The 20,158-nt window shown below is 54.5% G+C and carries 19 protein-coding genes; 12 read left to right on the top strand and 7 right to left on the bottom strand.

Features of this window, described 5'->3' with window-relative positions; all coding sequences use genetic code 11:
• Positions 1-26 precede the first annotated feature (26 nt).
• Positions 27-374 (top strand): iron-sulfur cluster insertion protein ErpA, encoded by a 348-nt coding sequence (erpA, locus tag DFO52_RS14635; protein WP_023310446.1) that lies wholly within the window; start codon positions 27-29, stop codon positions 372-374.
• Between the two features lie 71 nt (positions 375-445).
• Here erpA and DFO52_RS14630 read toward each other — a convergent pair whose 3' ends face one another.
• Genes DFO52_RS14630 through mtnN form a run of 3 tightly spaced genes read right to left on the bottom strand, consistent with a single transcriptional unit; the run spans position 446 to position 2,588 of the window.
• Entirely contained in the window at positions 446-1,069 is a 624-nt protein-coding gene (locus DFO52_RS14630; protein WP_023310447.1) for a TRIC cation channel family protein, read from the bottom strand.
• A 27-nt stretch (positions 1,070-1,096) separates the two neighbouring features.
• A complete protein-coding gene (btuF, locus tag DFO52_RS14625) occupies positions 1,097-1,897 on the bottom strand; it encodes a vitamin B12 ABC transporter substrate-binding protein BtuF (protein WP_133550650.1) in 801 nt (266 codons plus the stop codon).
• Positions 1,890-2,588, bottom strand: coding sequence for a 5'-methylthioadenosine/S-adenosylhomocysteine nucleosidase (mtnN, locus tag DFO52_RS14620; RefSeq protein ID WP_014882620.1), 699 nt, complete (start codon positions 2,586-2,588; stop codon positions 1,890-1,892). The genes btuF and mtnN overlap by 8 nt, the downstream gene beginning before the upstream one ends.
• An 82-nt stretch (positions 2,589-2,670) precedes the next feature.
• On the opposite strand from mtnN, the gene dgt reads away from it, so the two are divergent.
• The 3 genes from dgt (at position 2,671) to cdaR (ending at position 7,057) form a co-directional block, all read left to right on the top strand.
• Complete coding sequence (dgt, locus tag DFO52_RS14615) at positions 2,671-4,185, top strand: dGTPase (protein ID WP_133550649.1); 1,515 nt, start codon at positions 2,671-2,673, stop codon at positions 4,183-4,185.
• A 131-nt stretch (positions 4,186-4,316) separates the two neighbouring features.
• Entirely contained in the window at positions 4,317-5,753 is a 1,437-nt protein-coding gene (degP, locus tag DFO52_RS14610) for a serine endoprotease DegP (RefSeq protein WP_023334569.1), read from the top strand.
• Positions 5,754-5,899: 146 nt separating this feature from the next.
• Positions 5,900-7,057: a DNA-binding transcriptional regulator CdaR gene (gene cdaR, locus DFO52_RS14605; RefSeq protein WP_023310452.1), complete on the top strand. Its 1,158-nt coding sequence runs from the start codon at positions 5,900-5,902 to the stop codon at positions 7,055-7,057.
• A 92-nt stretch (positions 7,058-7,149) separates the two neighbouring features.
• Here cdaR and DFO52_RS14600 read toward each other — a convergent pair whose 3' ends face one another.
• The 4 genes from DFO52_RS14600 to map form a co-directional block, all read right to left on the bottom strand.
• Positions 7,150-7,536 carry a DUF3461 family protein gene (locus DFO52_RS14600; protein WP_014168696.1) on the bottom strand — a complete coding sequence of 129 codons (387 nt, stop codon included), beginning with the start codon at positions 7,534-7,536 and terminating at the stop codon, positions 7,150-7,152.
• A 111-nt stretch (positions 7,537-7,647) separates the two neighbouring features.
• Entirely contained in the window at positions 7,648-8,472 is an 825-nt protein-coding gene (gene dapD / locus DFO52_RS14595) for a 2,3,4,5-tetrahydropyridine-2,6-dicarboxylate N-succinyltransferase (protein ID WP_008501915.1), read from the bottom strand.
• 32 nt (positions 8,473-8,504) lie between these two features.
• A complete protein-coding gene (gene glnD / locus DFO52_RS14590) occupies positions 8,505-11,180 on the bottom strand; it encodes a bifunctional uridylyltransferase/uridylyl-removing protein GlnD (protein WP_029741204.1) in 2,676 nt (891 codons plus the stop codon).
• 63 nt (positions 11,181-11,243) lie between these two features.
• Entirely contained in the window at positions 11,244-12,038 is a 795-nt protein-coding gene (gene map, locus DFO52_RS14585; RefSeq protein ID WP_023310454.1) for a type I methionyl aminopeptidase, read from the bottom strand.
• A gap of 321 nt (positions 12,039-12,359) precedes the next feature.
• On the opposite strand from map, the gene rpsB reads away from it, so the two are divergent.
• The 8 genes from rpsB (at position 12,360) to rseP (ending at position 20,129) form a co-directional block, all read left to right on the top strand.
• Complete coding sequence (gene rpsB / locus DFO52_RS14580) at positions 12,360-13,085, top strand: 30S ribosomal protein S2 (RefSeq protein ID WP_003856207.1); 726 nt, start codon at positions 12,360-12,362, stop codon at positions 13,083-13,085.
• A 117-nt stretch (positions 13,086-13,202) separates the two neighbouring features.
• Positions 13,203-14,054, top strand: coding sequence for a translation elongation factor Ts (tsf, locus tag DFO52_RS14575; protein WP_014882627.1), 852 nt, complete (start codon positions 13,203-13,205; stop codon positions 14,052-14,054).
• A gap of 150 nt (positions 14,055-14,204) precedes the next feature.
• Positions 14,205-14,930, top strand: coding sequence for a UMP kinase (pyrH, locus tag DFO52_RS14570; protein WP_008501910.1), 726 nt, complete (start codon positions 14,205-14,207; stop codon positions 14,928-14,930).
• Between the two features lie 167 nt (positions 14,931-15,097).
• Positions 15,098-15,655 carry a ribosome recycling factor gene (gene frr, locus DFO52_RS14565; RefSeq protein WP_003856180.1) on the top strand — a complete coding sequence of 186 codons (558 nt, stop codon included), beginning with the start codon at positions 15,098-15,100 and terminating at the stop codon, positions 15,653-15,655.
• 95 nt (positions 15,656-15,750) lie between these two features.
• Positions 15,751-16,950: a 1-deoxy-D-xylulose-5-phosphate reductoisomerase gene (gene ispC / locus DFO52_RS14560; RefSeq protein ID WP_029741202.1), complete on the top strand. Its 1,200-nt coding sequence runs from the start codon at positions 15,751-15,753 to the stop codon at positions 16,948-16,950.
• A 186-nt stretch (positions 16,951-17,136) separates the two neighbouring features.
• Positions 17,137-17,895, top strand: coding sequence for a (2E,6E)-farnesyl-diphosphate-specific ditrans,polycis-undecaprenyl-diphosphate synthase (gene ispU / locus DFO52_RS14555; protein WP_024907522.1), 759 nt, complete (start codon positions 17,137-17,139; stop codon positions 17,893-17,895).
• A gap of 12 nt (positions 17,896-17,907) precedes the next feature.
• Positions 17,908-18,765 carry a phosphatidate cytidylyltransferase gene (cdsA, locus tag DFO52_RS14550; RefSeq protein WP_023310457.1) on the top strand — a complete coding sequence of 286 codons (858 nt, stop codon included), beginning with the start codon at positions 17,908-17,910 and terminating at the stop codon, positions 18,763-18,765.
• 11 nt (positions 18,766-18,776) lie between these two features.
• Positions 18,777-20,129: a sigma E protease regulator RseP gene (gene rseP / locus DFO52_RS14545; RefSeq protein WP_023310458.1), complete on the top strand. Its 1,353-nt coding sequence runs from the start codon at positions 18,777-18,779 to the stop codon at positions 20,127-20,129.
• Positions 20,130-20,158 lie beyond the last annotated feature (29 nt).

Here is a 20,158-nt window from a genome sequence, read left to right as displayed (position 1 = left end):
AATAGCAGTATTCATGGGAGCATAAGATGAGTGATGACGTAGTAGCTGTACCGCTCGAATTTACCGAAGCAGCAGCCAACAAAGTGAAAGTCCTGATTGCCGATGAAGACAATCCGGATCTGAAACTGCGTGTCTATATTACCGGTGGCGGCTGCAGCGGCTTCCAGTATGGTTTTACCTTTGACGATCAGGTTAACGATGGCGATATGACTATCGAGAAACAGGGCGTCGCGCTGGTGGTTGACCCGATGAGCCTGCAGTATCTGGTGGGTGGTTCGGTGGATTACACCGAGGGTCTGGAAGGTTCGCGCTTTGTGGTCACTAACCCGAATGCGACAAGCACCTGCGGGTGTGGATCTTCGTTCAGCATCTAAGAGAGTGCGGGCTGATACCTTCACCCCGGCAAAATGCTAAAAACGGTAACCTTGCGGTTACCGTTTTGCTTTTACCTGCCATTATCATCCAGCGCAAACGTCGGCAGCTTCAGGTGCCAGCGTATCGCCGCTAAGCGTATCACCAGCGTCACGACCATCCCCAGCATCGCGGCATTTTCCAGCGGGAGGGCAAAGGTGTAGTACGCGGTCGCGTGAACAATCCCGCCCACAATGCAGGCCGTCGCGTAAATTTCAGTACGCAGGATCATCGGCACTTCGCGCGCCAGAATGTCGCGTATGATCCCGCCGCCCACGCCGGTTAATACGCCCATGCAGATTGCCACCATCGGACCGGTACCCGCATTAAACGCCTTATTAACGCCGATACCGACAAACACGGCCAGACCCACGGCATCCAGTACCGGCAATATCCACTTGGGCAAGCGGCGGGGCTGGCGAACCAGCACAATGGTTAACAGGCAGGTGACCATCGCGACCACCAGATCGGTAGGATCTTTCACCCAAAACACCGGCCCATTCGCCAGCGCCATATCGCGGATAGTCCCGCCGCCGACGGCGGTCACGACGCCAAGCACCAGCACGCCAAACGGATCCATGCGTAGTTTTCCAGCGAGCAGGACGCCGGAGATAGCAAAAACGGCTGTGCCAAGAATATCCAGCCAATAAACGAGCATCGTTAAATCCTCGAAAAGGGTCTTATGTTAGTGACTCTCTGCCAGCGCGGCGCAGAGCTGTTTTGCGGCGAGGATAATACGCGGGCTGGCGCGTTCAAACCAGTCGCTGTTGAGGGGTATTACCGGTATTTTTAGCTGCTTTTGCCAGAATTGCTCAATTTTGGGAATTTCGCTCGCATTTCCGACCACGACGATGGCCTGCGGCTGGCGCGCCAGGACCTGTTCACGGCTGACCTGAGGCCAGGGCACCCGGCTGGCAGCAAAGATATTTTCACCGCCGCAGACTTCCAGCACCTGGTTCTGAATCGACCCTTTTCCGGTGGTAAACAGCGGCTGGCTGCCAAACTGCAGGAAGATGCGCTTTTTAACAGGGGTATCGTATTGGGATTTCAGCGCGGCATAGTCGCTCAGCATCTGTTTCGCCGCAGCCTCGGCTTTTTTGGGCGTAGGGCTATAGGGTGCCAGAGCGCGTAGCGCCTGAGCGACCTGCTCAATGCTGACGGCATCAATCCACATCACCTTTATGCCAAGCGAGGTGAGCTGGTTGACCTGCCGCTCGGCGTTGCCGCCGCGCCAGGCCAGCACGAGATCCGGTTTAAGCGACACGATGCGCTCAAGGTTCATCCCCTGCCAGGTTGCCACTTGTTCAATATCCGCGGCCTGCGGTGGGTAATCCGAATAGCTACTCACGCCAACGGGCGTGATCCCGGCGGCAAATGCCAGTTCCGTATTCGCGGGAGAGAGGGTAATCACGCGCGGTACAGCATAGAGCCACAGCGGAGCGAGAAGAAGCAGGGCGGCCAGCGCCCTGACGGTATGTTTAGCCACGTGCCAGATTCTGCACCAGGCGCTCCACCATCACGGTGGACTGTTTTGCCGCAACGGTCAGGAACTCGTCGAAGCTGATGTGTGACTGCTGGTCTGCCACGTCAGAGATGGCGCGAACCACCACGAAGGGTACGCTGAAGTTATGGCAGACATGAGCGATCGCGGTTGCTTCCATTTCAACGGCAACCGCCTGAGGGAAGTTATGACGGATTTTCGCCAGCCCAACGGAGCCGTTGATGAAGGCATCACCGCTGACAATCAGACCGCGTACCGCGTTGAGGTTGAGTTCTGCGATGCAGGTCTCTGCCGCCGCAATCAGTTTGTCGTCAGCTTTAAAACCAGCAGGGCAGCCCGGGAGCTGGCCGTACTCGTAACCGAACGCGGTGACGTCGGCATCGTGGTAACGCGCTTCGTCGGAGACAACGATATCGCCCACTTTCAGCGTCGGCGCCAGGCCGCCCGCAGAGCCGGTATTCACGATCACGTCCGGCTTGCAGCGCTCAAGCAGCAGGGTTGCACCCAGCGCAGCAGCCACTTTACCGATGCCTGATTTCAGCAGAGCCACGTCAACGCCGTTCAGCTGGCCGGTGTAGATCTCACAACCACCAAGAGAGAGAGTCTGACGGTTCTCAATTTTGTCACGCAGCAGCGTAACTTCTTCTTCCATTGCACCAATAATGCCGATTTTCATAGATTTACTCGCGATGTGCCTTGTTAAGATGCATAGTCTATCATGCGGTTAAGGGGAAACGCATTCTCACGCGGGGGAGCACATGGCACCAATCGATTTTCGCACCAAAATTAACTGGCACCGACGTTTCCGTTCGCCGCAGGGCGACAAGAGCGAACATGAGATCCTGCGTATCTTCGAGAGCGATCGCGGGCGGATCGTTAACTCGCCTGCCATCCGGCGTCTGCAGCAAAAGACCCAGGTGTTCCCGCTGGAGCGTAACGCCGCGGTACGCACGCGCTTAACCCACTCGATGGAAGTGCAGCAGGTCGGGCGCTATATTGCCAAAGAGATTTTGAGCCGTCTCAAAGAGCAGCGTTTACTGGAAGCCTATGGTCTGGATGAGCTGACGGGGCCCTTCGAGAGCATTGTTGAGATGGCCTGCCTGATGCATGACATCGGCAACCCGCCTTTCGGCCACTTTGGTGAGGCGGCTATCAACGACTGGTTTAAGCAGCGGCTTTATCCTAAGGATGCGGTAAGCCAGCCCCTCAGCGATGACCGCTGCATCGTACGCGATTTACGCCTGCGTGAAGGTGAAGAGCGGCTGAACGACCTGCGCCGCAAAGTGCGCCAGGATTTGTGTCACTTCGAGGGCAACGCGCAGGGGATCCGGCTGGTTCATTCCCTGATGCGCATGAACCTCACCTGGGCACAGGTCGGCTGCATTCTGAAATATACCCGCCCAGCGTGGTGGATAGGGGATACGCCCGCGTCCCACAGCTATTTAATGAAAAAACCGGGCTATTACCTTTCCGAAGAGGCCTATATTGAACGGTTACGTAAAGAACTTTCATTGACGCCAAACGGCCGCTTTCCATTGACCTGGATTATGGAAGCCGCCGATGATATTTCCTATTGCGTTGCCGATCTGGAAGATGCCGTCGAGAAAAGAATCTTCAGCGTCGAGGAGCTTTATCAGCATCTTTATGCGGCCTGGGGTACTCATGAAAAAGGCTCGCTGTTTGCGCAGGTGGTCGAAAATGCCTGGGAAAAATCGCGCTCAAATACATTAAGCCGAAGTACGGAAGACCAGTTCTTTATGTATTTGCGGGTCAATACATTAAATAAACTGGTGCCGTATGCGGCGTCGCGCTTTATTGATAATTTGCCGCTCATCTTCAGCGGGGAATTCAACCACGCGCTGCTGGAAGATGACAGCAGTTTCAGTCAACTCCTTGAGCTTTATAAACATGTGGCGATGCGGCACGTATTCAGCCATCCGGATGTCGAGCAGCTAGAGCTGCAGGGCTATCGGGTAATCAGTGGGTTACTGGAAATTTATTCCCCGTTGCTCCGGCTGTCGGTCGACGAGTTCAGCGAACTGGTGGAACACGAGCGCGTGCGCAGAATACCCATCGAATCGCGGCTTTATCAAAAACTCTCTACCCGGCATCGTCTGGCGTATGTCGAAGCGATTGGCAAGCTGGAACGCAACTCCCCCGAATGGCCGGTGATGGAATATTATTATCGCTGCCGTCTTATTCAGGACTATATCAGCGGCATGACGGATTTGTATGCCTGGGATGAATACCGCAAGCTGATGGCGGTGGAATAATTCCGGAGTTTTGTAAAGACGGCCAATAAATTTTTACCTTTTCCATAAACTTATCGCCGGAACTAAGCGGTATAAAACGAATCTGAGTTACACAGCAATTTTGCGTTACCTGTAAATCGAGATTGAGAAACATGAAAAAAACCACATTAGCAATGAGTGCACTGGCTCTGAGTTTAGGTTTAGCGCTGTCTCCTCTGACTGCTACTGCAGCCGAGACCGCGTCGTCGGCAGCAACCGCGCAGCAGATGCCAAGCCTGGCACCGATGCTCGAAAAAGTGATGCCATCGGTGGTGAGTATTAACGTTGAGGGCAGCACGACCGTCAATACGCCGCGTATGCCGCGTAACTTCCAGCAGTTCTTCGGCGACAACTCGCCGTTCTGCCAGGACGGTTCGCCATTCCAGAGTTCACCTTTCTGTCAGGGCGGTGGTGCCGGGGATGACAGCCAGGGCGGCGGCCAGCAGCAGAAATTCATGGCGCTTGGCTCAGGGGTAATTATTGATGCGGCGAAAGGCTATGTCGTCACCAACAACCACGTTGTCGATAACGCTAACAGCATTAAGGTTCAGCTGAGCGATGGCCGCAAGTTCGACGCCAAAGTGGTGGGTAAAGACCCGCGCTCCGATATTGCGCTGATCCAGATCCAGGATCCGAAAAACCTGACGGCGATTAAAATTGCCGACTCTGACGCGCTGCGCGTGGGCGACTATACCGTGGCGATCGGTAACCCGTTCGGTCTGGGTGAAACCGTGACATCCGGTATCGTCTCAGCGCTGGGTCGTAGCGGCCTGAACGCGGAAAACTACGAAAACTTCATCCAGACGGATGCGGCGATCAACCGCGGTAACTCCGGCGGTGCGCTGGTGAACCTGAACGGTGAGCTGATCGGTATCAACACCGCGATCCTGGCACCGGACGGCGGCAACATCGGTATCGGTTTTGCTATCCCGAGTAACATGGTGAAAAACCTGACCTCGCAGATGGTGCAGTATGGCCAGGTGAAACGCGGCGAGCTGGGTATCCTCGGTACGGAGCTGAACTCCGAACTGGCTAAGGCGATGAAAGTTGACGCTCAGCGCGGAGCATTCGTCAGCCAGGTGATGCCGAATTCCTCCGCGGCGAAAGCGGGCATTAAAGCGGGTGATGTGATCACCTCCCTGAACGGTAAGCCGATCAGCAGCTTTGCCGCCCTGCGTGCCGAAGTGGGCTCGATGCCGATTGGCAGTAAAGTGACCCTCGGCCTGCTGCGCGACGGTAAGCCGGTTAACGTGAGCCTGGAGCTGCAGCAGAGCAGCCAGAATCAGGTGGATTCCAGCACCATCTTCAGCGGTATTGAAGGTGCCGAGATGAGCAATAAAGGCGCAGACAAAGGCGTGGTGGTGAACAACGTGAAAGCGAATTCACCGGCAGCCCGTATCGGCCTGAAAAAAGGCGATGTGATCATGGGCGCTAACCAGCAGCCGGTGAAGAACATCGCTGAACTGCGCAAAATTCTCGACAGCAAGCCTTCCGTGCTGGCGCTGAATATCCAGCGTGGTGACACCTCTCTTTATCTGCTGATGCAGTAATCCTCTAAAGCCCCTGTTCGCAGGGGCTTTCTCTTTTCTGTGATTCTTGCCACAACTCCATACTTCCCCCTCTCTCTTTGTGCATTCGCACAATGCAGCCGTCGCTGAACTTCCCTATGCTTGAGCTCTGCTCACAGGAGGGTTACATGGCTGGCTGGCATCTTGATACCAAAATGGCGCAGGATATCGTGGCGCGCACCATGCGCATCATTGATACCAATATCAACGTAATGGATGCCCGCGGGCGCATTATTGGCAGCGGCGATCGCGAGCGTATTGGGGAATTGCACGAAGGTGCACTGCTGGTGCTTTCTCAGGGGCGGGTCGTGGATATCGACGATGCGGTAGCGAAACACCTGCACGGCGTACGCCAGGGCATTAATTTACCGCTGCGCCTTGAAGGCGAAATTGTGGGGGTAATCGGCCTCACCGGCGAGCCCGAGTCACTGCGAAAATACGGTGAGCTGGTCTGTATGACGGCTGAGATGATGCTGGAGCAGTCGCGCCTGATGCACCTGCTTGCCCAGGACAGCCGCCTGCGTGAAGAGCTGGTGATGAACCTTATTCAGGCGGAAGAGCATACGCCTGCGCTCAGCGAATGGGCCCAGCGTCTGGGGATCGATCTTAACCAGCCGCGCGTGGTAGCGGTCATTGAGGTCGATAGCGGACAGCTTGGCGTGGACAGCGCGATGGCCGAACTGCAGCAGCTGCAAAATGCGCTGGCGACGCCGGAGCGCGATAACCTGGTGGCGATCGTTTCTCTGACGGAAATGGTGGTCCTCAAACCGGCGCTCAATGCGTTCGGCCGCTGGGATGCAGACGATCATCGTCGTCGCGTGGAGCAGCTGATCTCCCGGATGGAGGAGAATGGTCAGCTGCGTTTTCGCGTTGCGCTGGGCAACTACTTTACCGGGCCGGGCAGTATCGCCCGCTCCTGGCGTACCGCGCGCACCACCATGATGGTGGGCAAGCAGCGGATGCCGGAGAGCCGCAGCTATTTCTATCAGGATCTGATGCTGCCGGTGCTGCTCGACAGCCTGCGCGGGGGCTGGCAGGCCAATGAGCTGGCGCGGCCATTAGCGCGTCTGAAAGCCATGGACAACAACGGCCTGCTGCGCCGGACGCTGCAGGCGTGGTTCCGGCATAACGTGCAGCCGCTGGCGACCTCGAAGGCGCTGTTTATTCACCGCAATACGCTTGAGTATCGGTTAAACCGGATTTCGGAGCTGACGGGGCTGGATCTGGGAAACTTTGACGACAGGCTGCTGCTGTATGTGGCGCTGCAGCTGGATGAACAGAGATGACTGAGTGCGGTCTGGTGCCCTCACTCCATCCCTCTCCCACGGCAAGAGGGCGCAAACACTAAAAACGGCAATCGAGGATTGCCGTTTTGCTTTTATTTCCGCGTTAATTTCTCAAGATCCGCTTCAATCTCGCTGATCTTATTCGTTACAACGCTTTCAAGGTGACGCAGGTCGTCAAGGATCTTACGCTTAAGATCGACTTCGGTGCGGTCGCGCTGGCAGATCTGATCGAGTTCATCGATCACATAGCGCAGGTTAGGGCTGATTTCCTGTACTTCTTTGTAGCCCTGTCCTACGCCGTCAGCCACAACGGTCTTACGCTGGCGTGGATATTTAAACTTCACGCTTTTGGCGAAAAACTCTCCTTTGTCCTTGTGAAAATAGATTTTCAGAATATCGTTATTGGCTTCCTGACGGAGGCTGTAACGATCAATTTCATCAGGATTGGTAATGCCCAGACTTTTCAGATTATCGTACATAGCGGTACCCTTGATCTCAACATAACCTTTGAATAATTAACGAAAAAATCTATTTTCGCCACCCTCAGATATAAAAAAAGCGGGGTTGCCCCCGCTTTTTGTTATACCCGATTAATCGATGGTGCGCAGCAATTCGTTGATGCCCACTTTACCGCGCGTTTTCGCATCCACTTTCTTCACGATAACCGCACAGTACAGGCTGTATTTGCCATCTTTTGACGGCAGGTTGCCGGAAACCACCACGGAGCCCGCCGGAACGCGACCGTAGTGAACTTCGCCGGTTTCACGGTCGTAAATACGGGTGCTCTGACCGATGTAAACGCCCATGGAGATCACGGAGCCTTCTTCAACGATCACGCCTTCAACCACTTCAGAGCGCGCGCCGATGAAGCAGTTGTCTTCGATGATGGTCGGGTTAGCCTGCAGTGGCTCCAGAACACCACCGATGCCCACGCCGCCGGACAGGTGAACGTTTTTACCGATCTGCGCGCATGAACCAACAGTCGCCCAGGTGTCAACCATGGTGCCTTCGTCAACGTAGGCACCGATGTTCACGTAGGATGGCATCAGCACGGTATTGCGTGCGATGAATGCGCCCTGGCGTACTGCCGCAGGCGGTACCACGCGGAAGCCTTCTTTCTGAAAACGCGCTTCGTCGTAGTCAGCGAATTTCATTGGCACTTTATCGAAGTAGCGGCTTTCTGCTCCGTCGATAACCTGGTTATCGTTGATACGGAAAGAGAGCAGCACGGCTTTCTTCAGCCATTGATGAGTGACCCACTGACCGTCGATTTTTTCTGCCACGCGCAGCGCGCCGGAATCCAGAAGGGAAATCACCTGGTTTACCGCTTCACGGGTCACGGTATCCACATTTGCCGGGGTAATCTCGGCGCGACGCTCAAAAGCGGACTCAATAACGTTCTGTAACTGCTGCATTGTTTACTCTTTCCATTTCACTAAAAAACATATCACCCTTTATCGTTTGGATTGAGGGCTGCTGTCAACCGTTGTTGCACTTCAAGCTGCAGGTCATTATTAAGGGCACGCCGGTCCGCTGTCGCGATTATAAATAAATCTTCTACTCGCTCGCCAATCGTTGTAATTCGGGCCCCATGGAGCGAAATTCCCAGATCGGCAAAAACCTGGCCGACGCGGGCAAGCAGCCCCGGCTGGTCGAGCGCGATCAGCTCCAGGAACGATTTACGGTCGGTGTGGGTCGGCAGGAAATTGACCTCGGTATCGACGGTAAAGTGGCGCAATTTCGCCGGCTGTCGACGCGGCTGCGGGGGCTGCCAGCTGCGCTGGGTAATTGCCTGCTCCAGACCAAAACGTATCCCTTCATGCCTGTCCGACGAGAGCGGGCTGCCGTCCGGCTCAAGTACGATAAAGGTGTCCATCGCCATGCCGTCACGGGTGGTGAAAATCTGCGCGTCGTGAACGCTCAGGTTACGCCTGTCCAGCTCGGCGCAGACCGCAGCAAACAGGTAAGGTCGGTCTGGGCTCCAGATGAAAATCTCCGTCCCGCCGCGGGTGGCCTGCGGGCTCAGGAGGATCATCGGCTGGGACAGATCGTGCTTGAGCAGATGCCGCGCGTGCCACGCAAGCTGGTTTGGGCTATGGCGGACAAAATAGTTGGCGCGGCAGCGGGCCCAAATCTGATGCAGTGCCTCTTCATCAATATTATCCATCCGCAGCAGCGCCAGCGCCTGAAGCTGGTGATGGCGCACGCGCTCGCGCATGTCCGGGGTGTTTTGCATCCCGCGACGCAGCTGTTTTTCGGTGGCGAAGTACAGCTCGCGCAGCAGGCTCTGTTTCCAGCTGTTCCACAGGGTCTCGTTGGTGGCGCAGATATCGGCCACCGTCAGGCAGACCAGATAGCGCAGACGGTTTTCCGTCTGAACCTCTTCCGCGAACTGCTTGATCACTTCCGGATCCTGAATGTCACGACGCTGCGCGGTGACCGACATCAGCAGGTGATGGCGCACCAGCCAGGCCACCAGCTGCGTTTCACGCGAGTTCAGGCCGTGCAGTTCGGCAAATTTCAGCACGTCCTGTGCGCCCAGCACCGAATGGTCACCGCCGCGACCTTTGGCGATATCGTGGAACAGGGCGGCAATCAGGATCAGCTCCGGATGGGTCAGGCGCGGCCACAGCTCTACGCACAGCGGGTGGCGGGAGCGCGTCTCTTCTTTCGCAAAGCTTTCCAGCTTGAGCATCACGCGGATCGTGTGTTCATCCACCGTGTAGGCGTGGAACAGATCGAACTGCATTTGCCCGACAATGTGCGACCACTGCGGCATATAGGCCCACAGCACGCTGTGGCGGTGCATCGGCAGCAGGCCGCGGCTGACTGCGCCCGGGTGGCGGAGCATGCTCAGGAACAGCGAACGCGCTTCCGGGATATAGCACAGCGGCTGCGTCAGATGACGGCGGGCATGGCGCAGATGGCGCAGAGTGGTGGAGTAGATCCCGGTGATGGTGCTGTTGCGCACCATGGTATAGAACATCCGCAGAATCGCTTCCGGCTCGCGGATGAACAGCGTTTCGTCGCGCAGATCGATAAGCGTGCCGCGAAGCTGGAATTCGTCATCAATCGGGCGCGGTTTTTCGTCCGCCGTCAGAGCCAGAATGGCCTCGTCGAACAGCTGCAACAGCATCTGGTTCAGCTCGGTCACCCGGCGGGTGACGCGGAAGAAATCCTTCATCATGTGCTCAACCGGCTCGTTGCCTTCGCCCTGATAATTCAGGCGCTGAGCCACGCTGAGCTGGCGGTCAAACAGCAGGCGGTTATCGTAGCGGGTGACTTCCAGATGCAGGGCAAACCGGATGCGCCACAGCAGGTGCAGGCACTCGTTCAGCTCGTTACGCTCGGCCTCGGTTAAAAAGCCGAAGCCGACCATCTCGTCCATCGAGGTGGCGCCAAAATGGCGGCGGGCGACCCACTGCAGGGTGTGGATGTCGCGCAGGCCGCCGGGGCTGCTTTTAATATCGGGTTCAAGATTATAGCTGGTGCCATGGTAGCGCTGGTGGCGCTGATTTTGCTCCTCGACCTTCGCGGCGAAGAACTTTTCTGACGGCCAGAAGCCGTCGCTGAAGATGTGTTTCTGCAGCTCCAGAAACAGCGCGACGTCGCCAATCAGCAGGCGGGTTTCAATCAGGTTGGTGGCGACGGTCAGGTCCGATAACCCTTCCAGCAGACACTCTTCCAGAGTGCGCACGCTGTGGCCGACTTCCAGCTTTACGTCCCAGAGCAGCGTCAGCAGTTCGCCAATTTTTTGCGCCTGTTCATCCGGCAGCTTTTTGCGACTTAAGATCAGCAGATCGATATCGGAAAGCGGATGCAGCTCACCGCGGCCATAGCCCCCGACGGCAACCAGCGCAACATCACTGATTTGCCCAAACCCGTAATCGATCCACAGGCGCTGCAGCAGCTGGTCGATAAATTCGGTGCGCGCTTCAATGAGCTGCTCGGCCGACACGCCCGCGTCGAACGCGCTGCCCAGCCAGCGATGGAAAACATCCATATGGGCTTTAATATGCGCGCAGGTCAGCTCGTGCGACGGCCAGACTCCCGGGTTATCGGGCTGGTCGGGGAGGGTGGGAAGTGCTGTGTTAGCATACTGTTCGGGTAAAAGATTACTCATCGTGCGCCACCCATAAGAAAAAGCTATAGCCATTAAAAAAGCCGGCATTTGCCGGCTTTTTTATCATTCATCGTGCGTCAGTATCGCCGGGATGGTGTCATCCTTGCGCAACGTCATAATTTCGCAGCCGTTGTCTGTTACCACAATAGTATGCTCGTACTGTGCAGACAAGCTTCTGTCTTTGGTTTTCACCGTCCAGCCGTCTTTCATGGTACGGATGCGGTAATCACCCGCGTTGACCATCGGCTCAATGGTAAAGGTCATGCCTTTTTGCAGCACCACGCCGCCGTCATCGGCATCATAGTGCAGGACCTGCGGTTCTTCATGGAAGACGCGACCAATACCGTGACCGCAGTACTCGCGCACCACGGAGAAACCTTCTGCTTCCACAAACTTCTGGATTGCCGCGCCGATGGTACGCAGGCGAATACCCGGTTTAACCATTTTCAGCGCCAGGTAGAGGCTCTCTTGCGTTACTTTGCACAGACGCTCGCCAAGAATAGTCGGCTTGCCAACGATGAACATTTTTGAGGTGTCACCGTGGTATTCGTCTTTAATAACGGTCACGTCGATGTTGACGATGTCGCCATCTTTCAGCAGTTTTTCGTCATCAGGGATGCCGTGGCAAACCACTTCATTAATAGAGATGCAGACGGATTTCGGGAAACCGTGGTAGCCGAGGCAGGCGGAAACCGCGTGCTGCTCGTTCACGATATAGTCGTTACAGATACGGTCCAGTTCACCGGTGCTGACGCCCGGCTTCACGAACGGCTCGATCATTTCCAGCACTTCCGCGGCCAGACGACCGGCGACGCGCATCTTTTCAATTTCTTCAGGTGTCTTAATAGAGATAGCCATGTAATCTGTCCATCGGTGTCGATTTTTTCGACAATACTAGTCTAAGTGTCGTCAATGGTATCAGTCAGGCACGCTCCGTGCCAAATTGAGAATCATTAACAGCACACTCCGCCAACAACTGTTGGTTTCTGGTCGTGTTTTGTGGTATAAAGCGCGCCGGACTTCCGATCCATCTCAGATACACAGGCTGGACGGAAGCGACAAATCTCACTTTGTGTAACAACACACACGTATCGGCACATATTCCGGGGTGCCCTTCGGGGTCGGTAATATGGGATACGTGGAGGCATAACCCCAACTTTCAATATAGAGGTTTTAAACATGGCAACTGTTTCCATGCGCGACATGCTCAAGGCTGGTGTTCACTTTGGTCACCAGACCCGTTACTGGAACCCGAAAATGAAGCCTTTCATCTTCGGCGCACGTAACAAAGTTCACATCATCAACCTTGAGAAAACTGTACCAATGTTCAACGAAGCCCTGGCTGAGCTGAACAAGATCTCTTCCCGTAAAGGTAAGATTCTGTTCGTTGGTACCAAGCGCGCTGCAAGCGAAGCTGTGAAAGATGCTGCTAACAGCTGCGACCAGTTCTTCGTGAACCATCGCTGGTTGGGCGGCATGCTGACCAACTGGAAAACTGTTCGTCAGTCCATCAAACGCCTGAAAGATCTGGAAACCCAGTCTCAGGACGGTACTTTCGACAAGCTGACTAAGAAAGAAGCGCTGATGCGCACTCGTGAACTGGACAAGCTGGAAAACAGCCTGGGCGGTATCAAAGATATGGGCGGCCTGCCAGACGCGCTGTTCGTAATCGATGCAGACCACGAGCACATCGCAATCAAAGAAGCTAACAACCTGGGTATCCCGGTATTCGCTATCGTTGATACCAACTCCGATCCGGACGGTGTTGACTTCGTTATCCCGGGTAACGACGACGCAATCCGTGCTGTTAGCCTGTACCTGAGCGCTGTAGCTGCTACCGTTCGTGAAGGCCGTTCCCAGGATCTGGCTTCTCAGGCGGAAGAAAGCTTCGTAGAAGCTGAATAATAAGGTTTTACCCCTTATTAGTACCGTGTATGAATAGGGGCCCATTACCGGCCCCTTTTTTCAATTTACACTGTTTGGCCCCCGGCCGGGCAGTTCACATCTCCCGAGGATTTAAGAATGGCTGAAATTACCGCATCCCTGGTAAAAGAGCTGCGCGAGCGTACTGGCGCAGGCATGATGGATTGCAAAAAAGCGCTGACTGAAGCGAACGGCGACATCGAGCTGGCAATCGAAAACATGCGTAAATCCGGTGCGATCAAAGCAGCTAAAAAAGCAGGCAACGTTGCTGCTGACGGCGTGATCATCACTAAGATCGACGGCAACTACGGCATCATTCTGGAAGTTAACTGCCAGACTGACTTCGTTGCTAAAGATGGTGGTTTCCAGGCATTTGCTAACAAAGTTCTGGACGCAGCTGTTGCTGGTAAAATCACTGATGTTGAAGTTCTGAAAGCACAGTTCGAAGAAGAACGTGTTGCGCTGGTTGCTAAAATCGGTGAGAACATCAACATCCGTCGCGTATCTTCTCTGGAAGGCGACGTTCTGGGCTCTTACCAGCACGGTGCACGTATCGGTGTTCTGGTCGCGGCTAAAGGCGCTGACGAAGAGCTGGTTAAACAGCTGGCAATGCACATCGCTGCAAGCAAACCAGAATTCGTTAAGCCAGAAGACGTGTCTGCTGAAGTGGTAGAGAAAGAGTACCAGGTTCAGCTGGACATCGCGATGCAGTCTGGTAAGCCAAAAGAAATCGCAGAGAAAATGGTTGAAGGCCGCATGAAGAAATTCACCGGCGAAGTTTCTCTGACTGGCCAGCCATTCGTAATGGACCCAAGCAAGTCTGTTGCTCAGCTGCTGAAAGAGCACAACGCTGACGTAACTGGCTTCATCCGCTTCGAAGTGGGCGAAGGCATCGAGAAAGTTGAGACTGACTTCGCAGCAGAAGTTGCTGCAATGTCCAAGCAGTCTTAATGATTGAAAAGGAGCCGCCTGAGGGCGGCTTCTTTTTGTCACCCGTCACAGGAAATCAGACAGGCTCCAGTATCGCTGTGCTGATTTGCGGCATATCATGTCGCCAGAATTAACCCCCATCTTAATCGTTGACAGTCTCAGGAAAGAAACATGGCTACCAATGCAAAACCCGTGTACAAACGCATTCTGCTTAAGCTGAGTGGCGAAGCGCTGCAGGGATCGGAAGGCTTCGGTATTGACGCAAGCATCCTTGATCGCATGGCACAGGAAATCAAAGAACTGGTCGAACTGGGTATCCAGGTTGGCGTGGTCATTGGCGGTGGCAACCTTTTCCGTGGTGCTGGTCTGGCGAAAGCGGGGATGAACCGCGTTGTGGGCGACCACATGGGTATGCTGGCAACCGTCATGAATGGCCTGGCAATGCGTGATGCACTGCACCGCGCCTATGTGAATGCCCGCCTGATGTCCGCGATCCCGCTGAATGGCGTTTGCGATAATTACAGCTGGGCAGAGGCCATCAGCCTGCTGCGCAATAACCGCGTGGTGATCCTCTCCGCCGGTACGGGTAACCCGTTCTTTACTACCGATTCCGCTGCCTGCCTGCGCGGTATCGAGATCGAAGCCGATGTGGTACTGAAAGCGACCAAAGTAGACGGCGTGTTTACTGCCGACCCGGCAAAAGATCCTTCTGCCACCATGTACGATCAGCTGAGTTACAGCGAAGTGCTGGATAAAGAGCTGAAAGTGATGGATCTTGCCGCCTTCACGCTGGCTCGCGACCACAAACTGCCGATCCGTGTCTTCAATATGAACAAGCCTGGCGCACTGCGTCGCGTGGTCATGGGCGAAAAAGAAGGCACTTTGATCACGGAATAATTTCCGTTGACGATAAATACAGGTAAGATTCCGCTTTATTTTGTAGTGGTATCTTACCCGGGCGCGCCTTTGGCGTTGTCATGAATTAAACGCGACTATACTTAGCACACCTGTAGCGCTGTGCTGGCGGATAGTCTGCCTGAGACAAGTTTTCAAGGATTCGTAACGTGATTAACGACATCAGAAAAGATGCTGAAGTACGCATGGACAAATGCGTAGAAGCGTTCAAAAACCAAATCAGCAAAATCCGTACTGGCCGTGCTTCCCCGAGCCTGCTGGATGGCATCATCGTAGAATACTACGGTACGCCAACCCCTCTGCGTCAGCTGGCGAGCGTCACGGTAGAAGATACCCGTACGCTGAAAATCAACGTCTTCGACCGCTCTATGAGCCCGGCCGTTGAGAAAGCGATTATGGCGTCTGACCTCGGACTGAACCCTAGCTCTGCGGGCGCTGACATCCGCGTTCCACTGCCTCCGCTGACGGAAGAGCGTCGTAAAGATCTTATCAAAGTGGTTCGTGGCGAAGCTGAGCAGGGTCGTGTATCCGTGCGTAACGTCCGTCGCGACGCGAACGATAAAGTGAAAGCACTGCTGAAAGAAAAAGAGATCAGCGAAGATGACGATCGTCGTTCTCAGGACGATATTCAGAAAATGACCGACGCGGCCATCAAGAAAATTGATGCGGCGCTGGCAGAAAAAGAAGCGGAACTGATGCAGTTCTGATTTCTGTCGTACACTGATAAACGCCGTTCAGAGGGACTTCGGGTCTTGCTGGCGGCGTTTTGCTTTTATCTGGTCTAACTTTTTTCGGGCATCTCATGAAGCATTTAACACTCCTCGGCTCAACCGGCTCTATCGGTTGCAGCACTCTCGACGTCGTTCGCCATAATCCTGAACTTTACACCGTGACAGCGCTGGTGGCCGGTAAGAATGTGCAGCGAATGGTCGAGCAGTGCCTGGAGTTTGCGCCCCGCTATGCGGTGATGGATGACGAAGAGAGTGCGCGTCTGCTGAAAGCACGGCTGCGTGAAAAGGGCAGCCGAACCGAAGTGCTGAGTGGCCAGCAGGCGGCCTGCGAGATGGCGGCGCTGGATGAGGTGGATCAGGTGATGGCGGCCATTGTCGGCGCGGCAGGGCTGCTGCCGACGCTTGCTGCGATTGATGCCGGTAAGGATGTTTTGCTGGCCAATAAAGAGTCGTTGGTCACCTGCGGACGCCTGTTTATGGATGCGGTGAAGCAGCGTGGCGCGCGTCTTTTGCCGGTCGACAGCGAGCACAACGCGATTTTTCAGAGTTTACCGCAACCTTTTCAACAGAACCTGGGGTACGCTGACCTGGAGCAGAATGGCGTGGTGTCTATTCTGCTTACCGGGTCTGGTGGCCCGTTCCGTGAAACGCCACTGTCTGAACTGCGTGCGATGACACCGGATCAGGCGTGCCGTCATCCGAACTGGTCGATGGGGCGTAAAATCTCCGTAGATTCTGCCACCATGATGAACAAAGGTCTGGAATACATTGAAGCACGCTGGCTGTTTAATGCGTCAGCGAAACAGATGGAAGTACTGATTCACCCGCAATCGGTGATTCACTCGATGGTGCGTTATCAGGATGGCAGCGTGCTGGCACAGCTGGGCGAGCCGGATATGCGTACGCCGATTGCCCATTCAATGGCGTGGCCAAATCGAGTGAAATCCGGCGTGAAGCCGCTTGATTTCTGCAAGCTAAGTTCCCTGACGTTCAGTGAACCAGACTACGACCGCTATCCTTGTCTGAAGCTTGCGATGAATGCCTTTGACCAGGGGCAGGCGGCGACGACGGCACTTAATGCAGCCAATGAAATTACCGTTGAGGCATTTCTGAATCAGCAAATTCGTTTTACCGATATCGCGTCGTTAAATTTATCGGTACTGGAGATGATGGATTTGCGCGAACCACAAAGCGTGGAAGAGGTGCTGGCGGTGGATGCAGCTGCGCGTAATATTGCGCGCCAACAGGTGACACGTCTCGCAAGCTGGTGATAAAGCAAGCACTAGTCGTCGTGCTATTTGTTAGCGTTGGGCTTCAGTGATATAGTCTGCGCCACCTGATCGCAGGTATTTGACTTAATGTGGTCAGGTGAGCCGTGGTTTGACACGGCTTTTTTATGTATAGGCTTCAGTATTCCTGAGTACCGTTAAATCCTTTTCAGGGACAAAAAACGCGTTATGTTGTCTGCGAATCAACCAATAAGCGAAAATTTGCCAGCTCATGGCTGCCGTCATGTAGCAATCATTATGGATGGCAATGGCCGCTGGGCGAAAAGACAAGGGAAGATACGAGCCTTTGGGCATAAAGCGGGGGCGAAATCCGTTCGCCGCGCCGTTTCTTTTGCCGCCAACAACGGCATTGATGCGTTAACGCTCTATGCTTTTAGCAGTGAAAACTGGAATCGACCTCTGCAGGAAGTGACTGCGTTGATGGAATTGTTTGTGTGGGCGCTAGACAGCGAAGTAAAAAGCCTGCACCGCCACAACGTCCGCCTGCGTATCATTGGCGATACCAGTCGTTTCAACTCACGTTTGCAGGAACGGATTCGTAAAGCAGAAGCGCTGACGGAAAATAATACCGGTCTTACGCTGAATATTGCGGCGAATTACGGCGGACGCTGGGATATTATCCAGGGCGTTCGGCATCTGGCCGAACAGGTTCAGGAAGGGCTGTTGAGACCCGACCAAATTGATGAAGAGGCGCTGAGCAAGCAAATCTGCATGAATGAACAGGCGCCAGTGGATTTGGTAATTAGGACAGGGGGGGAACATCGCATAAGTAACTTTTTGATATGGCAAATTGCCTATGCCGAACTTTACTTTACGGATGTTCTTTGGCCCGATTTTGATGAACAAGACTTTGAAGGTGCGCTGCATGCCTTTGCCAATCGAGAGCGTCGTTTCGGCGGCACCGAGCCTGGTGGCGACAAAGCCTGATGGGGGTAGCTTTTGCTGAAGTATCGCCTGATTTCCGCTTTTGTATTAATACCCATTGTCATTGCGGCGCTGTTTTTACTGCCCCCGGTGGGATTCGCTATTGTCACGCTGGTGGTGTGCATGCTCGCCGCGTGGGAATGGGGACAGTTTAGCGGCTTTACCTCGCGCACTCAGCGAGTATGGCTTGCGGTACTTTGTGGCTTTATCCTGGCCATAATGCTGTTTACGTTGCCTGAATATCACCATGATATTCATCAGCCCCTGGTTGCCGGTTCCTTGTGGATATCGTTGGCCTGGTGGGTTGCCGCGCTGTTGCTGGTTCTTTTTTATCCGGGTTCAGCGGCATTATGGCGTAATTCAAAAGTGCTGCGACTGATTTTTGGCTTGCTCACAATTATTCCTTTTTTCTGGGGTATGGTTGCGCTGCGAGCCTGGCACTACGACGAAAACCACTACAGCGGTGCGATCTGGCTGCTTTATGTGATGATTCTGGTCTGGGGGGCTGACTCCGGGGCCTATATGTTTGGTAAACTGTTTGGCAAACATAAGCTGGCACCGAAGGTTTCCCCGGGCAAAACCTGGCAAGGATTCATCGGCGGCCTGTTTACGGCAGCGATCATCTCCTGGGGCTACGGCGTCTGGGCAAATCTTGAAGTGGCACCGTCAATACTGCTGGTGTGCTCGATTTTTGCTGCGCTTGCCTCCGTGCTCGGTGATTTAACCGAAAGTATGTTTAAGCGTGAAGCAGGGATTAAGGACAGCGGACACCTGATTCCAGGGCATGGCGGTATACTGGATCGCATTGATAGCCTGACAGCGGCTGTTCCAGTGTTTGCGTGTTTGCTTTTACTGGTATTCGGGACGATTTAACGGAAGGTTTTATGCTGAGCATTCTCTGGAATCTGGCGGCGTTCATTGTTGCACTGGGTGTACTGATTACCGTGCATGAATTTGGCCATTTCTGGGTTGCTCGCCGCTGTGGCGTGCGCGTAGAGCGATTTTCCATCGGCTTTGGGAAATCACTCTGGACGCGCACCGATCGCCACGGTACGGAATTTGTCATCGCCCTTATCCCGCTGGGCGGCTACGTCAAAATGCTCGACGAACGCGTCGAGCCTGTCGCTCCTGAGCTGCGACACAGCGCATTCAACAATAAAACCGTTGGACAACGCGCCGCCATCATTGCTGCCGGACCGGTAGCCAACTTCATCTTTGCGATTTTCGCTTACTGGCTGGTGTTTATCATCGGCGTCCCTGGCGTGCGTCCGGTGGTGGGTGAAATTGCCCCTAACTCCATCGCGGCGAGTGCGCAAATTACATCCGGGATGGAACTTAAAGCGATTGATGGCATCGAAACCCCTGATTGGGATGCCGTGCGACTGCAGCTGGTAGCCAAAATTGGCGATCCGCAGACCACCATCAGCGTATCGCCGTTTGGTTCAGATACGCGTCAGGACAAAGTACTCGATTTACGTCACTGGCGTTTCGAGCCAGACAAAGAAGATCCCGTCGCTGCGCTGGGCATTCGTCCACGCGGTGCGCAGATTGAGCCGGTATTAGCCGAAGTTCAGGCAAATTCGGCGGCGAGCAAAGCGGGTTTGCAAGCGGGCGACAGGATCGTTAAAGTCGATGGTCAACCATTAACAGAGTGGATGACCTTTGTTACTCTGGTGCGCGATAATCCGGGAACGTCTCTCGCGCTGGAAGTTGAAAGGCAAGGCAGTCCGCTTTCGCTGACGCTGATCCCGGATACGAAGTCGGTCGGCAAAAAGGCAGAAGGGTTTGCAGGCGTTGTGCCAAAAGTGATCCCGCTGCCAGATGAGTACAAGACAATACGCCAGTATGGGCCGTTCAGCGCCATCCTTGAAGCCACGGATAAAACATGGCAACTGATGAAGCTGACGGTCAACATGTTGGGGAAATTGATAACCGGTGACGTGAAACTGAACAACCTCAGTGGGCCAATTTCGATTGCTCAGGGGGCTGGGATGTCAGCGGAATTCGGGGTGATTTACTATCTCATGTTCCTCGCGCTCATTAGCGTGAACCTTGGGATAATCAACCTGTTCCCGCTTCCCGTTTTAGACGGGGGTCATCTGCTGTTTTTAGCGATTGAAAAGCTAAAAGGCGGACCGGTATCCGAGCGAGTTCAAGACTTTAGTTATCGCATTGGCTCGATTTTGCTGGTGCTGTTAATGGGGCTTGCACTTTTCAATGATTTCTCTCGGTTGTAAGAGAGTGTTAGGAAGAACGCATAATAACG

The sequence above is a fragment of the Enterobacter sp. AG326 genome (assembly GCF_004362415.1).
GTDB classification, from domain to species: Bacteria; Pseudomonadota; Gammaproteobacteria; order Enterobacterales; family Enterobacteriaceae; genus Enterobacter; species Enterobacter asburiae.
Note: the sequence above shows the minus strand (reverse complement) of the source record. Positions and strands in the feature narration are given on the sequence as shown.